Origin of the sequence: Flaviaestuariibacter flavus, assembly GCF_004337505.1 — a bacterium.
GTDB lineage: Bacteria > Bacteroidota > Bacteroidia > Chitinophagales > Chitinophagaceae > Flavisolibacter > Flavisolibacter flavus.
This window is the reverse complement of record NZ_SJZI01000042.1, coordinates 304,274-320,324: the sequence shown is the minus strand read 5'-3', so window position 1 is coordinate 320,324 and position 16,051 is coordinate 304,274. Positions and strand designations below refer to the sequence as shown.

The 16,051-nt window shown below is 59.6% G+C and carries 5 protein-coding genes; 4 read left to right on the top strand and 1 reads right to left on the bottom strand.

Annotated features, from left to right (window positions below):
* Positions 1 to 5 precede the first annotated feature (5 nt).
* Positions 6 to 5,468, bottom strand: coding sequence for a PKD-like domain-containing protein (locus tag EPD60_RS09420; RefSeq protein WP_131449123.1), 5,463 nt, complete (start codon positions 5,466 to 5,468; stop codon positions 6 to 8).
* A gap of 620 nt (positions 5,469 to 6,088) precedes the next feature.
* Between EPD60_RS09420 and EPD60_RS09415 the strand changes: the two genes are divergently transcribed.
* The 4 genes from EPD60_RS09415 (at position 6,089) to EPD60_RS09400 (ending at position 16,010) form a co-directional block, all read left to right on the top strand.
* Positions 6,089 to 11,581 carry an Ig-like domain-containing protein gene (locus EPD60_RS09415; RefSeq protein WP_131449121.1) on the top strand — a complete coding sequence of 1,831 codons (5,493 nt, stop codon included), beginning with the start codon at positions 6,089 to 6,091 and terminating at the stop codon, positions 11,579 to 11,581.
* A gap of 139 nt (positions 11,582 to 11,720) precedes the next feature.
* Positions 11,721 to 12,758 carry a LacI family DNA-binding transcriptional regulator gene (locus tag EPD60_RS09410; protein ID WP_131449119.1) on the top strand — a complete coding sequence of 346 codons (1,038 nt, stop codon included), beginning with the start codon at positions 11,721 to 11,723 and terminating at the stop codon, positions 12,756 to 12,758.
* 176 nt (positions 12,759 to 12,934) lie between these two features.
* A complete protein-coding gene (locus tag EPD60_RS09405; RefSeq protein WP_131449117.1) occupies positions 12,935 to 14,401 on the top strand; it encodes a M48 family metalloprotease in 1,467 nt (488 codons plus the stop codon).
* Between the two features lie 37 nt (positions 14,402 to 14,438).
* Positions 14,439 to 16,010, top strand: coding sequence for a DUF6770 family protein (locus tag EPD60_RS09400; protein WP_131449115.1), 1,572 nt, complete (start codon positions 14,439 to 14,441; stop codon positions 16,008 to 16,010).
* The last annotated feature ends 41 nt before the right edge of the window (positions 16,011 to 16,051 follow it).

The following is a 16,051-nucleotide window of genomic DNA, read 5'->3' as shown; positions in this document are numbered from 1 at the left end:
CAGGATCAGCGGATCAGGTTTATAACTCCTTTTTCGGTCGTTACCGTGCCGTTCTGCAGGGTCACCTTGATCACGTACACATACACGCCTACCGGCTGCATGCGGCCTTTCGAGGTGCCGTCCCAGCCCTTGGCGGGGTCGGTGCTGCTGAAAATCTGCTGTCCCCACTGGTTGAAGACGCGCATGTCGATGGCAGCGATGTAGTTGCTGTACACTTTCAGCACATCGTTGTGGCCGTCGCCGTTCGGGCTGAAGGTATTGGGCACGAACACACCGGTGTCGGGCATCATGGTGGTCGCCGTTGCCGTTCCGGTGCTTGCCTGGCACGTCAGTGCACCTATTGCGCGAACGGTGATGTTCACCGGCGTATTGGGCTGCAGGCCGCTCACCGTGTGGCTAAGTCCGCCGGCACCATTGGGTGCAGCAAAGGCACTACCGTTCACCGACACTTCATATCCCGTAGCACCGGCAACTGCGTTCCAGCGGAAGGTGATGACATTGGGTCCCGGTGTGTCGAAGGTCACTACCGGCGCGGCAAGGAGACCGGCAACCGTCACTGCCTGCGGGGTGCTGGTAGCCGTACAACCGCTCGCCGAAGTAACCGTCAGCGTCACGTTGTAGGTGCCGCCAGCGGTGTAGGTAAACGTGGGGTTTTGTTGGGTAGACGTACCGCCGGCTACGCCGAAGTTCCAGGAATAGCCGGTGATCGTTCCGGTGGTCACCGCGGCGAAGTTCACCGGGCTGGTGGTGCAGCTGTTATTGGCAAACGTAAAGCCTGCCGTCGGCGTGGGGTTTATGGTCACCACCACGTTCATCGGCGTGCCAGCGCAAGCACCTGCCGAAGGCGTCACTACATAGGTCACCACAACCGGCGCCGCCGTTGTGTTGGTAAGCGTTTCGGCAATATTGCCCGTGCCGGTGGCAGCGGCATTCGAAACGCCGGCTACCGCCGCACGCGACCAGGCAAAGGTGGCGCCGGCCACAGCGCTTGTCGGCGAATAGGCGAAAGGCGTACCGCTGCACACCTGTGCGGTGGCGGCGCTGCTCACAGTAGCGGTCGGATTCACCGTCACCGTGTAGGTGAAGGGCGTACCAGAGCATCCATTGGCATTGGGAACAATCGTATAAACTGCAGCAACCGGCGCGTTGGTAGTGTTCACCAGGGCCTCCGTGATCGTGCCGGTTGCCTGCCCGCTCACAGCTGCATTGGAGATGCCCGCAACCGCAGCGCGGCCCCAGCTAAAGGTGCTGCCCGTTACGCTGCCAGCGATGGCGTAGTTCTGAGCGGCGCCGCTGCACACGGAGCTGGTGGCCGCACTGCTCACAAAGGCTGTCGGATTCACCGTCACCGTGTAGCTGAACGACGTGCTGGTGCATCCGCTGAGCGAAGGAGTAATCGAATAGGTTACGGCAACGGGAGCATTGGTAGTATTTACCAGCGCCTCGGTAATCGTACCTGTTGTTTGCCCGCTCACGGCGGCATTGGAGATTCCAGGCACTGCGACGCGGCTCCACGAAAGGGTGGCACCCGGCACGTTGGTGGTGATGGCGTAGTTCTGTGCCGCGCCGCTGCACACCGTGCCGGTAGCGGAGCTCGTTACAGCGACTGCGGGATAAACGGTTACAGAATAAGTGAAGGGCGCACTCGTGCAACCACCTGCCGAAGCCGTGATGGTGTACGTAACCACGATCGGTGCATTGGTGGTGTTCACCAGTGCCTCAGTGATGGGGTTGGCGGTCTGGTTGCTCACAGCCGCATTGGAGATACCTGCTACCGCGGCACGGCTCCAGCTGAAGGCACTCCCGGTAACGCTGCTGGCAACGGTGTAGTTCTGCGCATTTCCGTTGCAGATGGTGCCCGTAGCGGCACTGCTGACTGCCGGAACAGGATTCACCGTGATCGTAATCGGCGTGCTATTCTGCGTACAGCTGTTGCTCGTTGTTGCCTGGTAGGTAACGGTGTAGGTGCCCGGCAGCGCGTAGGTATGGCTCACCGATGCGCCCGCGCCGATCGTTCCGTTCTGGCCGTCGCCGAAGTCAACAGGGCCGGTACCGATGGTTCCATAAGTGCCGCTAGCGGTGGAGTTGTTGGTAAACGTAACGCTGCTGCCCGCGCAGATGGTGGTGGCCGGCGCAGTCGCAACAGCTGCCGTCATCACTCCCGACAGGTCGATGCTACGGGTGGTATCGGCGTAGCAACCTGCCTCGTTGATGGCGCGCAGGCTGACGGTATAGCTGCTTCCCGCAGGGTAGGTATAGGTGGGGTTTTTCTGGTGCGAAGTATCGGCCAGCGTGGCGCCGTCGCCAAAGTTCCAGTTCCAGCGGGCAACGGTGGTGGAGTCGGTAAACGACACATCATTGAATTGCACATTGCGTGCACCGCAGGTGGGCAGCACCGGGTTGAAACGGGCGCGAACGCCATCTTTCACCGTTACCGAGTTGTTGAGGAGCTTCACGCCCGTGCAACCGCCCGGACTGACAGCATTGGCTGCAACCTGAAAATCATAAGTGCCGGCAGCGCTGAACTGGTAAGGCGTCGCGATACGGTACACATAATACGGCACGCCGTCAACCGAAAAGGTGCTGTCGGGTGTGGGGTTGTTCTGCACCACGTTGGCGTTGGGCGTCAGCGCGGGGTTGTTATAGAAGTTCCAGGTGAGCGACGACAGGTCGGCCGGCGCATAGGGCACCGCGATGCGGAAGTAGAAGTCGTTGCCCTTACACGTGAGGCCGCCGGTAACACCGTAGGGGTTGCTCAGGAGCACAAACTGCGAGAGGTCTTTGAGCGAAGCGCCGGCATTGTAACCGTAGCTCTCGCCGTCGCCCATGCCGTAGGCAATGGCGTTGAAGGCGGAATCGGAATAAAGCGTATGCGAGGTATTGGGTGCTACACGAAGCTGGGCATAGGAATAGCCGGCAAGTTGCGGATGCGGCTTAAAGATGGCCGTCAGCGGCTGTATGGTGCCGGCATCGTAGGCATTGGCATTGGTGGTGGTGGGCAGCGACTGGTCAATGCCGGGGTCGCCGGTGGTAGCGCCGTCGAGGCGGAACGAAGCCACACCACCCGTGCGGATGATGACGTTGATGTAATGGCCGTTGTTGACCGCGGGCGTACGCTTGATGCCGGCAGAATATACCGTGGTATTGTTGATGGCCTGCTCCACTGGGCTCAGGATGATCATCTCAGGATCGCCGTTGCCTTTGGAGCCGTTGGCCGTGGCACAGCCTTCGGCAACGATGAACTGCGTTACCGTAATGGGCTTGTCGCTTTCAATGAGCTGCGGCACATTGCTCGCGATCTCGTAATACAGGTTGTTGACGAGCGTCGCGGAGTTGAGCGCCGCTGTGTGCGACGGGTCGTTCACCCACACCTGCGTGGCGGGATCGCTAACGTTGATGCGGTATACGTTGTATTCCATCGTTACCGTGGGCGCTGTGAGGTAGCGCTTGCCCCAGGCAACGGAGGGGAACATCTGCTGGATCATGTGGTCGGAGCCGGAAGAGGCGCTGCAGCCTGCGGCATTCACCAGCACACGGCCATTGCCGCCGAATACGGCGATGCTCTTGTCGCAGTTGGTACGCACCGTGGATCCGGATAGATCGAGGCCGAAAGCCTTGCCGGGTGTGATGCCCGAGCCGGTGCCCTGGATAAAGCCCATGGCATTGAACACCTGGCCTTTATTCAGGATGAGGGGACCATATTCAACACCTTGATGGTACTTTACCATGGCAGCCGTGTGGCCGTCAGTAAAGAGGGTGGACGTCATCGAATCAAGCACATCCTGGCTTGGCTTGAACCATACCGGCGTGTTATCTTCTTTCGCTACAATAAAAAAGAAAGAGTTCGGGTTGCGGTTGTTGGAGTATCCGCCGTATGCCTGCACCGTGTACGAAGAAGCCCAGGTGTTGGTGGGAAACAGCATCGCCCCGGCGGCCGAGTTGTTGTCGTTGTACGAGTGCATCCACACCGAGATGGGAACACCGTTAGTGGAATAGATATGAATGCCGCGGTTGCTCACGCCGGTGTAGTACAGGCGCGTATCGGGCGCGTTGGTGGTGTTGAACTGGTTACCACTCCCGGTGGGAAAGTTGGTCACCTCGGTAACTGCACCTGGTGTAACCGTCACTACCTGCGGAAAGCCGGCTGCTCCCGGAATACCGGGGAGCTCCACCCGAACGTTTGCAGGCAGCGTACCCGAAGGAACGGAGATATAAATGCAAAGCTTCGCTTCGTCGGCATCGCCGGCGGGCTGGTTCATCTTTTCCTGGTAACCGAAGCCGGTCCAGAAGTCAAAGCCTACGTTGGTGGTGCCCGGCAGCGCTACGGCGCCGGAACCCGCGAGGCCAACGTTCAGCGCAGCCACACCGCCGCCGGTATTCACCGCGTTGGCGTTGACGGCACCAACGACCGCCGGTGTAAAGCGTACGTAGATGGTTGTAGCGGCAAGTGTGCTGCCGGTGTAAGGCACGCTGGCTGTTGCCCCGAAAGGCCCGTTGGGGTTGGTGGAAACCGAGAAGCCCGCAGGCGCGGTTACCGTGATATTGCCTGCCGCCGGAGAAAGGTAAACGCCGCTCAGCGAGTAGCTCAGGTTGCCGGAGGTGGTGCCCACGGTTTGGTTACCGAAGTCGAGCGTAGCGGGCGTTGCCGTCAGCGTGGGCACGGCTACCGGCGTAGTGAACGTCAGCTCGGCACCATAAGAAGTGCCAACGCTGTTGGTGGCGTAGGCGCGGTAGTAATAGGTAACGCCGGGAACAAGGCCGGTGATGGTGCCTGAAAAGGCTCCGGTACCGGTGCCGTTCGTTGTGATACCAAGGTTGGAAGCGATGGTGGGACCGGTGCTGGTGGCCCATACAATGCCGCGAGCCGTTACGCCGCCTGCTGCAAGACCGTCGGAGGTGACGTTACCGCCCGAAGTGGCACCGGTGAAGGTGATGGCGGTTGCCGCGGTAGTGGTCACCACCGGCGCGGTGACGGCCACCGAGGTGATCAGCAGGGAATCAATACCTGCATCCTGACTCTGGAGGTTGGCGATGCGCACGCGGTTAACGAGCGGATCGTTGATGGTGCGCGACAGTTGCGCGCAAACCGCTGTGGAGGCGCCGATAGTGCCCACAACGGTCCAGGTGGCGCCGTCGTCGGTGGAGGTGGAAATGGTGAAGGTGCGGTTGGAACGGCCATCCTTAAACGTAATCACACCCGCGCCGTTATTGAGCTTGGGCGAAATGAGGTAGGCATTGTTACCGCTGGGCAGGCGCAGGGCGCGGTTGCCCGAAACCACCGGGCAGGGATCGGTGCCGGTAACGGCATTGCCTTTGAAAAGCCGCCAGGTGCCGGTGGCCGACGTATAAGGTGTTTCTGTAGTCGGCGCGGTAGTAGGGAAAACAACATCCTCGAATCCCTCAACGGTATACGTATAGGGTGTTTGCGCCATCACGCACTGGCTGCACAGCAACAGCACTGCAAGCATAAATGCTCCGGAAAAAGACGGCCGAAAAGATGATTTACGGGTTGGCGGGAACTGGGCAATAGCCGGCACGGCCATGCCTGTCCTTTCATAAGCAAGACGCATAGGAATTCAGTTAGGTTTTAAGTTCCTTGTTGGCTCGGGATGCTGACAAGCAGCAAAGGTTAACGAAGGGTAATCGGTGCGGTTCAGAGGTGCGGCACGGTGTCAGGCATAGGTAGTAACCGGGAGATAATCGGAAAGACACAATCACAAGAAGCAAGCAGTCTCCGGGCGCCGATCGCTTTACCTGTGTTCGCAAACACGCTACCCGCAAGGGTTTCAGAGCGCGCCAATCAAAACACACGGTGGCGGACCGGTAGCACCAAATTAGACGAGTTCGATAATTCGGCCGGGTAAAATCTATGCAATCGTTACCGGAAACGATTGCATAGAAATCTGAAATGTTTTGCCAAAAGAGTGCAAACTTGTTATCCGATTGTTTCGCTAAGAGGTGTTCCTTTTCCCGCCTTCCGTGAGTTGTTCTTAGCCACCATCTCTCCCCCAACCTACTGTACCAATACCTCCTGAAAGACTCCCCGCTAGCCTGAGGAAGCCCCGAACAAAAACCAAACTCAATGATCATGAAAACCTTTGCTTGTATCCGCAAATGCAATGCGGCATGCACCGCCGTTCCACGCCTTTTCGGGCATCGATCACACAAACGGGCCTGGCTGCTGGGCCTCGTGCTGACACCACTGGCCGCGCTGCATGCACAAACGACCTCGGTGTTTAGCCAGGACTTCAACGGGGCTTCTGCAGCGGCAACGGCCACCGCCTCCACCTACCCCGCATTCACCAATGCCGCTTATGTGAATGCATCCACACCGGGCACGACGTTATTCACCCACATTGTTGGCGGCGGCCAGTCGGCATCCACGCTTCAATTCAACACCACCACCAACGGTGGCGTTGCGGGTGATTTTGTAGCCGTGTCGGGAGGATCTTCTTTTCAATGGGCCTTGCTGCGCAACGTCAACCTCGCTGCAGCACCGTCTGTTCTGAAACTCAAATTCCGTTGCAAGATCGACGTCGGCTCTACCGGGAGCACCAGCAAGCTATGGGTGCAGGTAGGCAGTGGCTTTGCAAACGAAGCCGGCGGCAGCACCGCGCCCACAAAGCCGGCGGATCCGCTGGTGCATTCGGGCTTCAGCTTCCGCTTCAGCAACGGCACCAACGGTGCTACCGTCTTCGACAACACAGGAAGTTCCAACACGGGATTTACGACATCAAACATTACGGAGAACTATAGCGAGTGGACCATGATCGTGAACAACAGTGGCTCTACGTACACCTATACCGACACAACCGGTGCTACGCAAACGCTGGCCAATGATAAGTACGACCTGTTCAAAGACAATGTCCAGTTTGCAAATGACATCGCGGCCACAACCGGTACCACCGCCATCAACCAGTTCAAGATCGGAGCGTACGGTACCAGCAGCGTAGGTACCGGCACCTTTTACCTTTCCTGGATTACCGCGGAAACGATAGCCTGCAGCGCCCCCACGCTTTCGGGTATCAGCCAGGCAGGCCCCGTTTGCAGCGGCGCCGACGCAACGATCAATCTTACCGGCCTGCCCGCCAGCAGCCCGCTATCGGTTAGCTATAACATCAACGGGGCCGCTACGCAAACGGCCGCCCTTACCTCAAACGCCTCCGGCGCCGGTACCCTGTCGGTACCGCTCACGCTGGCCAACAACGGGCAGACGCTTACGGTTACAGGTATCAGCTATGCCTATTGCAGCAGCTCCTTCGCCAGTAACAACAGCACAATGCTGAGTGTGGCAGCCGCGCCGGCAACGCCGGCAAACCCGGCGGGCGCAGCCCGTTGCGGCGCAGGCACGCTCACACTTTCCGTAGATGATCCGGGCGCGGGCCTTACGGTCAACTGGTACGACCAGAGCACTGGTGGCAACCAGGTGGGTACGGGCGCTTCCTTCACCACACCTTCGCTTTCTGCCACCACTACGTACTACGCCGAGCTGCTGAATGGCGGCGGCTGTTCTTCCGCATCACGCGCAGCGGCTACTGCTACGATCAACACTGTTCCTGCCATCACTCCCGGCACTGCAATCGGCGCAGCCGGCGCTACCAGTGCCGCCCTGGCGTATACGTCTTCGGGCACACCCACGCTTTACAGCATCAACTGGGACGCGGGTGCGCTCGCCGCGGGCTTTGCAAACGTAAACTCCACGGCGCTTTCCTCTTCCCCCCTTTCACTCGTGACCCCGGCAGGCGCCAGTGCCGGCTCCTACAGCGGAACCATCACGCCCGCAACAGCATCCTGTGTGGGCTCCCCCACCGCATTTTCAGTAACACTCAACGGCCCTTACACCTGGACCGGTGCTATCAACAGCACCGACTTTACCAATATGGACAACTGGTCGCCGCAGCGCGCCACACCAACGACCGCCGACCGCCTCATTTTTGACGGCGCCACTGCGGTCATCACCACGATGCCCGCCGGCCAGTCGATCGGCTCCCTGGTGATCCGCAACAATGCCAACGTAAGCTTTGCGCATTCGGCGGCAACGACCCTCACCATCAGCAACGGCCTTAGCGTTGAAGCAGGCTCCACGCTCACCCAGGGCAGCAACGTATCACTCGCCCTCAACGGCGGCAGCAGCAATATCGCGGGCACCTACAAGCTCAACAGCGGCACCTTTAACGTTACCGGCGCTACCGCCGTTATTGTAACCGGCAGCTTCGACAACGCGAGCACCTCCGCCACCGCCATTACTTCTTCGGCTTCGGTACTACAGTTCGCTTCGGGCAACGGTGTCGGCACCTTCAACCTGTTGGGCAACGGCGGCCAGATTCCGCAGGCCACCTGGACGACCATCGCCGACGGCAATGCCGTGCACAGCACCATCAACGTTACGGGTGTCACCAGTGCCGCCAATATCACGGCAACGGGTTCGGCAGCCGGAACTTACGGCAACCTAAATTTCGATATGCCCGGACTGACCACTGCCGGCTACAAAGTATTTAACAACGCGGGTGCCTTTGTTTCGGGTGTAACCATTGCGGGCAACCTCACCTTTGGCCGCACCGGCAGCGGCTCCATCCAGATGACCAGCGGCACCCCGTTCACCATCAATGTGGGCGGCAACGTGAATGTATATGCCGGTAGCTGGAACCTCATGCCGTTCTCCGGCTCCAACGGGACCGCCATCATCAACATCGCGGGTAACCTGAATATCGACGGCACGCAGAACTACGCCGCGACTGGATATTCCCGCCCCATCTTCAACCTTTCATCGGCACGCGCAGGCAACACGGGCACCATCAACCTGTCGGGCAACCTGTACCTGAATTCGGGTGCTAACGTGGCCGAGCTCGCACAAACACTTGGTGCGGGCAGCATTAACTTCACCGGCAGCGCGGGCAAGACGATTTCTGTGCTCAACGGATCGGTGCTTTCGGGTGCAGTTAAGCTGAATATCGCGAAGACGGGCGGCGCCTCGATGGCACTGGCCTCCAACCTGGCGCAGCCGGCCACGGGGCAGCTTGCCTTTACCAGCGGCATCCTCGATCTGGGTGCCTTCAACCTTACCGCGGGCTCTGTGAGCGGCGGCTCCACGAGCGCTTACGCACGCACTTCCGGTGCCGGTGTATTTAAGATGCAGGCGGTACCCAACAGCGCCACGCTTTTCCCCGTCGGCAACAGCAGCTATAACCCGGTGCAACTCACCAATGGTGGCGGCCTCGACTGGACGGTTCAAGTAGCTACCGGCATCAGCAATGTGGGCGCCGGTGTCGCCGCCCGCTCCATCGACCGCAGCTGGAGCATCACGCCTTCCACCAACCCCACACCCGCCGCCGCCACCGTGCGCGTTTATTACAATGGCGCCAGCGATGGCAATGCGTCCTTTACCAACAGCAGCAACAGCCAGCTGTGGCAAAACGTATCCGGCACCTGGACGCCGCGCGGCGCCAGCCAATCGGGCCAGCAGGACGCCACCGTGGGCAACCTGAATTATGTTGAAGCAGGCGGTCTCCAGTCCTTTTCAACCTTCATCGTTTCCAATATCACCGCACCTGCAAGCTTCAACGTCACAGGCGCCGGTGTGTACTGCGACGGCACAGGCCGCACGCTTGGCGTCAGCGGCTCCGAGTCGGACATCAGCTACCAGCTGAAGAAGAACGGCAGCAACCAGGGCAGCGCGGTCGCCGGTACCGGCAGCGCGCTCTCCTTCGGCACGCAACCGGCAGGCAGCTACACCGTAACGGCCACCAATGCCTTTGGCTACGAGGTTACTTCGGCACCGGCAACAATCACCGATGCCGGTCTCTTCTCGGTACAGCTCTCCGTGGCGCAGCCCGTACTTTGCGCCACCGGCAGCACTACGATTAATGTCACCGGCGGCCCTTCCAACGGCTCCATCACCTATGCCGCCAATGGCGGAACGCCCCAGACAGCAACGCTCGATGCCTCCGGTGCCGCCACCATCGCCACCGGCACACTGAGCGCCACCACCACCTTCCGTGTTAGCGCCGTCTCGAACGGCACCTGCGCCACCGCGGTCAACACCGCAGCGACGGTTTATGTCGGAAGCATCACGGCCAGCGGTCTCTCCAACCGTGACTTCTGCGCCGGCGCCACCGTGCCCGCACAGACCTTCAGCGGCAACCTGCCGGCCGGCACGCAGTTTACGTGGGTGATCAATGGCGGCACGGCCATCGGCATGAACGCATCCGACACCACCGGCACCGGCACCATGCTCCCGGCCTTTACCGCAGCCAACGCTACAAGCCAGCAGCTCTCCGCCATCGTTTCGGTATCTCCCGTAATCACAGCGCCGGCGGGCTGCCGCGTGCTCACCGCCACTTATCGAATCCGCGTCAACCCGATGCCGCAGGTAAGCTTCGTTTCGGGTGAAAACCAAACCGTCTGCGCGGGCAGCGCCACGGCGCCCATCGGGCTGCAGGGCAGCCAGGCTACGGGTATGACCTTCCGCTGGACTTCGTCCAATACAGCTGTCGGTTCGCTCGCTACGGGCGCCGCCTCTTCCACGGCTCCTGCCATCGCCTCCTTTATAGCCCAGAACAGTACCGGCAATACTTCCATCCAGACCATCTACGCAGTAACGCCCTACCTGGGCTCCTGCAGCGGCCCGGCGATCAGCACGACCCTCACGGTCAACCGCTCCGTGGTCAGCCTCAGCTATGTGGGCTCGCCCATCTGCGGCTCCGACGGTGCGGCCTCCGGCCCGCGCCTCAACGGCAGCACGGGTGGCACCTATTCGTACATCAACCTGGGCACCGGCACTGCCACCGGCCTTGCCCTCAACGCCAGCACCGGCGTCATCACACCGCTGCAGTCGGTGGCCGGCAACTACCAGGTAAGCTACACGCTGGCAGGTGCTGCCGGAGCATGCGGCGGCTCGGTTTCCGCCCCGGTTACTATCACCCCGCGTGCTACCCTGGCAGGTGTATCCAACCGCACGGTATGCCCCGGCGTGCCCCAAAGCCTGGTTTTCACCTCGCCCCAGGACGGCCTTGGCCTCAGCTATATCTGGACAGTCAGCACTACTTCGGGTGTTAGCCCTGCGGCTTTAGGTTTCACCGCTACTGCCGGATCTACCAACACGATCAACTTCACACCGGTGAACAATACCGGCCTTCCCCAGCGGGTAACGGTTTCGGTGAAAGCCACACCGCCAAACGGCTCGGGCTACTGCGCCTCCACCACCGCCACCTTCGCGGTAACCATCAACGCGTCCTGCAGCATCGCGCGGAGCGGAGACAACAGCGCCGGCGGTTCGGCCACCCAGCGCACACGCACCGCGCCTTCCAACCCGGAAGAAGCAACTGCCAACGCAGTGACCGTAGGCCCCAACCCGACACAAAGCCGTGTAACGGTTTACCTCAACGCGGAACTGCAGCGCCAGGGCGGCAGCTGGTCGGTGCAGCTGCTGAGCCAGCAGGGCGCGCCGCTCCTCAAAGGCGCCAGCTTCGCAGCCAGCCGCTATACGCTGGATCTCAGCGGACAGCCGGCAGGCGTTTACGTGCTGCAGCTGGTGAACCGCGAAAGCGGCCGCATCATCCGCAAGCAGGTCGTTAAGCTTTAGGGTTCATTTCAATAAAAAAAGCCCCCCCGCCAGGCACGGGGGGCTTTTTATTTGCCGCCCGCTCCGCGCTGTCGCGCTATCCTTTCCGATCCGACTACTTAGAAATACGTACATTTAAAACCTTGAAGATTGGATAGACATGAAGTTTGAGAGCGCCACGATCAAAGACATCGCCAAAGCCCTGAACCTGTCGACATCGACGGTGTCGCGCGCCCTGCGCGGCTCGTACGAGATCTCGTCGGAAACGAAAAAGCAGGTGCTGGAATACGCCGAGAAGATCAACTACCGGCCCAACCCCATCGCGCTTTCCCTCAAGGAGCGTCGCACCCGCGCCATCGGGGTGGTGGTGAGCGAGATCGCCAACAACTTCTTTTCCCAGGCCATCAACGGCATCGAGTCGATCGCCTACAACCGCGGCTACCACGTGATCATCACCCAAAGCCACGAATCGCAGGAACGCGAAAAGGTGAACGTGGAGCATATGGCCGCCCGCGGCGTCGACGGGCTGCTGATCTCGCTTTCCAGCGAATCGGAAGACATCTCCTACCTGAAGGAGCTGCACGACAAGGGCATGCCCATCGTCTTCTTCGACCGCGTGAGCAAAGAGATCGAGACGCATACGGTGATCGCCGATAACTACTGGGGCTCTTTCCATGCCACCGAGCACCTCGTTTACCAGGAGTTTAAGCGCATTGCCCACATCACTTCATCGCCGCACCTTTCCATCACCCGCGAGCGCCTCGAAGGCTACCGCGACGCGCTGGCCAAGCACAATGTTCCCTTCCGGGAAGAGCTGATCAAATACTGCCCGCACGGCGGAATGAAGGTTTCCGAAATGGAAGACGCCATCACCGCGCTGATGAAAGGCAAGCAAAAGCCCGATGCCATCTTCACCGCCGGCGACCGCCTCACGATGACCGCCTTCGGCATCCTGAAACGTATGAAGCAGAAAAAAGAACTTGGCTTCACCGGTTTCACCAACACCGCCGTGGGCGATCTTTTTTCGCCTACGCTCACCGTTATCCGCCAGCCCGCCTTCGAGATCGGGCAAACGGCCATCGAATTCCTCATCCAGATGATCGAAAGCCGCCGGCCCGTTACCGAGTTCCAAGACAAGGTGCTGGAGACGGAACTTGTCATCCGTGAGTCGTCGCGCAAGGGCGCGATCTGGCACTAAGACCCCGACCTGAAATAATCCCGGCCGGAGCGCCGTCTGCCCGGGTCGCTTCACTTGTTGACCAGGCTACCCGTATTTTTTCGGGTAAGAGCATCGCGGATGCTCCATTTTATATATTTTTACTATATATAATCCATTAACCCTAATTACGGGGCAAACACACCAAAACGAAATACGTGCGCTGCTATCTACCTAAACCCCTTGCCCGGCTTTGCCTTGCGGCTGCCGGCCTCCTCACGGTGACCTCCGGATCCGCCCAGGTGCGTAACCCTTACGAATATTCGGCACTGTCGCACCTGGCCCTCGGCACCGTGCGCGACTCCCTGAAGAAAAACTGGAAGGTGCCGGATCAATACAAAGACAAGGAAACCCAGAAGAAATACAAGGAGATCTGGGACGGCCGCACCGATTACGTGGTCGGCGCTATCGAGAACAAGGACTTCATCGTGGAGCGTGATATCTACAACTACGTGGACGCCATCATCACGCAGCTGCAATCGGCCAACAAGGATAAGATCCCGCGCAAACCCATGGTGCTCATCGACCGCAGCGCCAATGTAAACGCGTATTCGATGGGTGGTCACCTGATTGCCGTCAACCTGGGCCTCGTTGCTTTTTCGCAAAACCGCGAAGAGCTGGCCCTGGTGCTTGCCCACGAGCTGGCCCACGACGCCCTCGAGCATGCCGACCGCTCGATGCGCGAGCGCGCCGAATGGCTCACCTCCGCCGAATACAAGAAGTCGCTTAACGAGGTGCTCGACTCGCGCTACGAGCGCTATACCCGCCTGAAAAAGGTGATGGAGACCTACACCTTCAGCCGGACACGCCACAACCGCTACCACGAAAGCGAGGCCGACTCGATGGCAGTTGTATTTCTACGGAACAGCAAGATCGCCTTTGAACCCGGGGTTTTCCTCCGTCTCGATTCGGTAGACCGCCAGTACCAGCAACCCCTCGCACGGGCGCTCGGCAGCTACTTCACCGACATGGGTCTTACCATCGACGAAGCATGGACGCAGCGCCGCACCAAGGGGCTTTCCGCGCGCAACTACAGCTTCTCCAAAGGAGAAGAAATGGCCGACTCGCTCAAGACGCACCCCGACTGCCAGGAGCGTTATAACCGCACAAAACAGTGGGCTACGGCCAGCGGCGCGCTTACGCCCATCCCGGCCGCCATCACCGATAAATCGAACCGCATCATCATCTGGAACCTGTTCGACAACCAGTCGCTCACCGCCTGTCTGTACCGCATCCTGCTGGAGAAAGACCGCGGTGCCTCCGACGACTGGTACGCCTTCATGCTGCACAACGTGTTCTTCGGGCTGAATTACGCCGACAATAACCTGAGCCGCTTCAACGCCATCAAGATCCTCCCGAAGGAATACGTATCGGCTTCCTACTTCAGCCTGCAAACGATGCTGGAGCAGATCCCGCGCGAAAACCTGGCGCAGTTCAGCAAGCACCTGGCGCAGCAACCGTTCTGGCAGAACCTTCCGGCCGATGCCCGCGCGCTGAAGCCCCTGTACAACCTCATGCTCGACAAGGAAGCCAGTGAAAAGGCACGCATCACGGCCGCCAAAGCCTTTACCAGCAGCCACCCGGCCAGCATGTACTGCGAATTCGCCGATCATTTTGCCAAGTAAACAATCCCTGTTTTTTTTAGTCAAACAATCAACTGCAATGAAAAGGAAACTTACCCTTGCCCTCTCGCTATTGCTCTTCACCCTCATGGGGCACGCCCAGTCGAAGGTGTTCCGCGAAGTAAGCGATGAGATCTCTTCCGACATGAAAGTGATCACCCAGGACGAAGCCCTTATCGGCTACCTCGTATTTACCCAGCTGGAGAAGATCAACAAAGACTCCTTCAACTACCAGGTGAGCATCATGGATGAGAACCTGAACGATATCGGCAAGCTGAATTTCAAAAGCAAGAACCTGGAGCTCCGCGACGTATCCTTCGAGCAGGACATCCTGTGCCTTGCGTATGTAAAGAGCGACCTCAGCGACCTCAAGAACACGAGCATGCGCAAGATCCGCAAGTCGTTCGACGAAGCCGGCAACTCGGTGTTCACCCAGCTGATCAACCTCAAAGGTGAGATCATCCACTCGGCCACGCATCCCGTGGAGCTTACGCTCCGCGACGAGGTAGCCTACCTCCGCAACAGCCGCCCCAGCCTGATGGCCGGCCGCCTCAAACACGACCTGAGCGTGAAGAACATCCCGGGCAAAGGCTTCGCCGTTTTCTATGGCGACGAAGAGAAGAACCGCCTGTTTGCGATGGACCTTACCGGCAAGCAGCTCTGGACGAAAGACATCCCGAAGGCACAGGATTTCGGCATGCTCACCACCGCCACCAACGTGTTCCTGCTCACGAAAAAAGAAGCCAGGATGAAGGAAGGCGGCTACTCCGTACTCGGCTACGCAGCGGAAGGCGGTACCGCCAACGACCCCTATGAGCTGAAAGACAAGCAGGGACGCGAGCTCCGCGTGCTCAGCTTCGGCGCCGACCCGGTAAGCGGCAAGCCCGTGATCACCGGTAACGTCATCAACGCGCAGCGCGGCAACGACAACCACACCGCCACCGCCCTGGCCCATGGCCCCTATGATGGCGTCTTCACCGTTACGATCAACGGACCCAAGCGCGCCCAGGTTAAGGAAGTGTTTTCCTATTGGGCCGATGGCTCCAAGGCACCTGATATCAGCGCCCGCGGTCTCTTTTCCGAAAACGGCGCCTATACCCGCTTCTCGCGCGGTATGCGCGACTTCAACGGCAACACCTATTTTGCCGGCCCCTCCTACGTGCGCAAGCCCCGCATCGGCGGCATCATTGCCTCGGTGTTGTTTGCACCCACCTTTATTGTACCCTTCGCCTGCGCGGCTGTCGGCTACAACAAAGCCAAGATGACCGAGCCGATGCTGCTCCGCCAGGATTCCACCGGCCGCCTCCGCTTTGAGAATACGATCCCCGGCGAACAATCGCGCTTCCTCCAGGCCAAGGTCGACCTGGGCTACTTCCCCGGCAAGCTGTTCTACTCGGTTGCCAATGCCACCACCAAGTCGAACTTCCTCATTGTTGATGATGCCGACAAAGCGGTGATCTACAACCTGGAGAAGCGTAAGATCGTACGCACCGTGCCCCACCGCGACGGCAAGGTGAGCACCTATATCGTTCCTGCCAAGGAAGGCCACATCATGGTTGTGGAGAACAACCGTAAAGAAAAATATACAAAGCTGTCGATCGAGGCGCTGTAAGCCGGATCAACACAGGTAAATGAAAAGGCCCCGGCAACAAT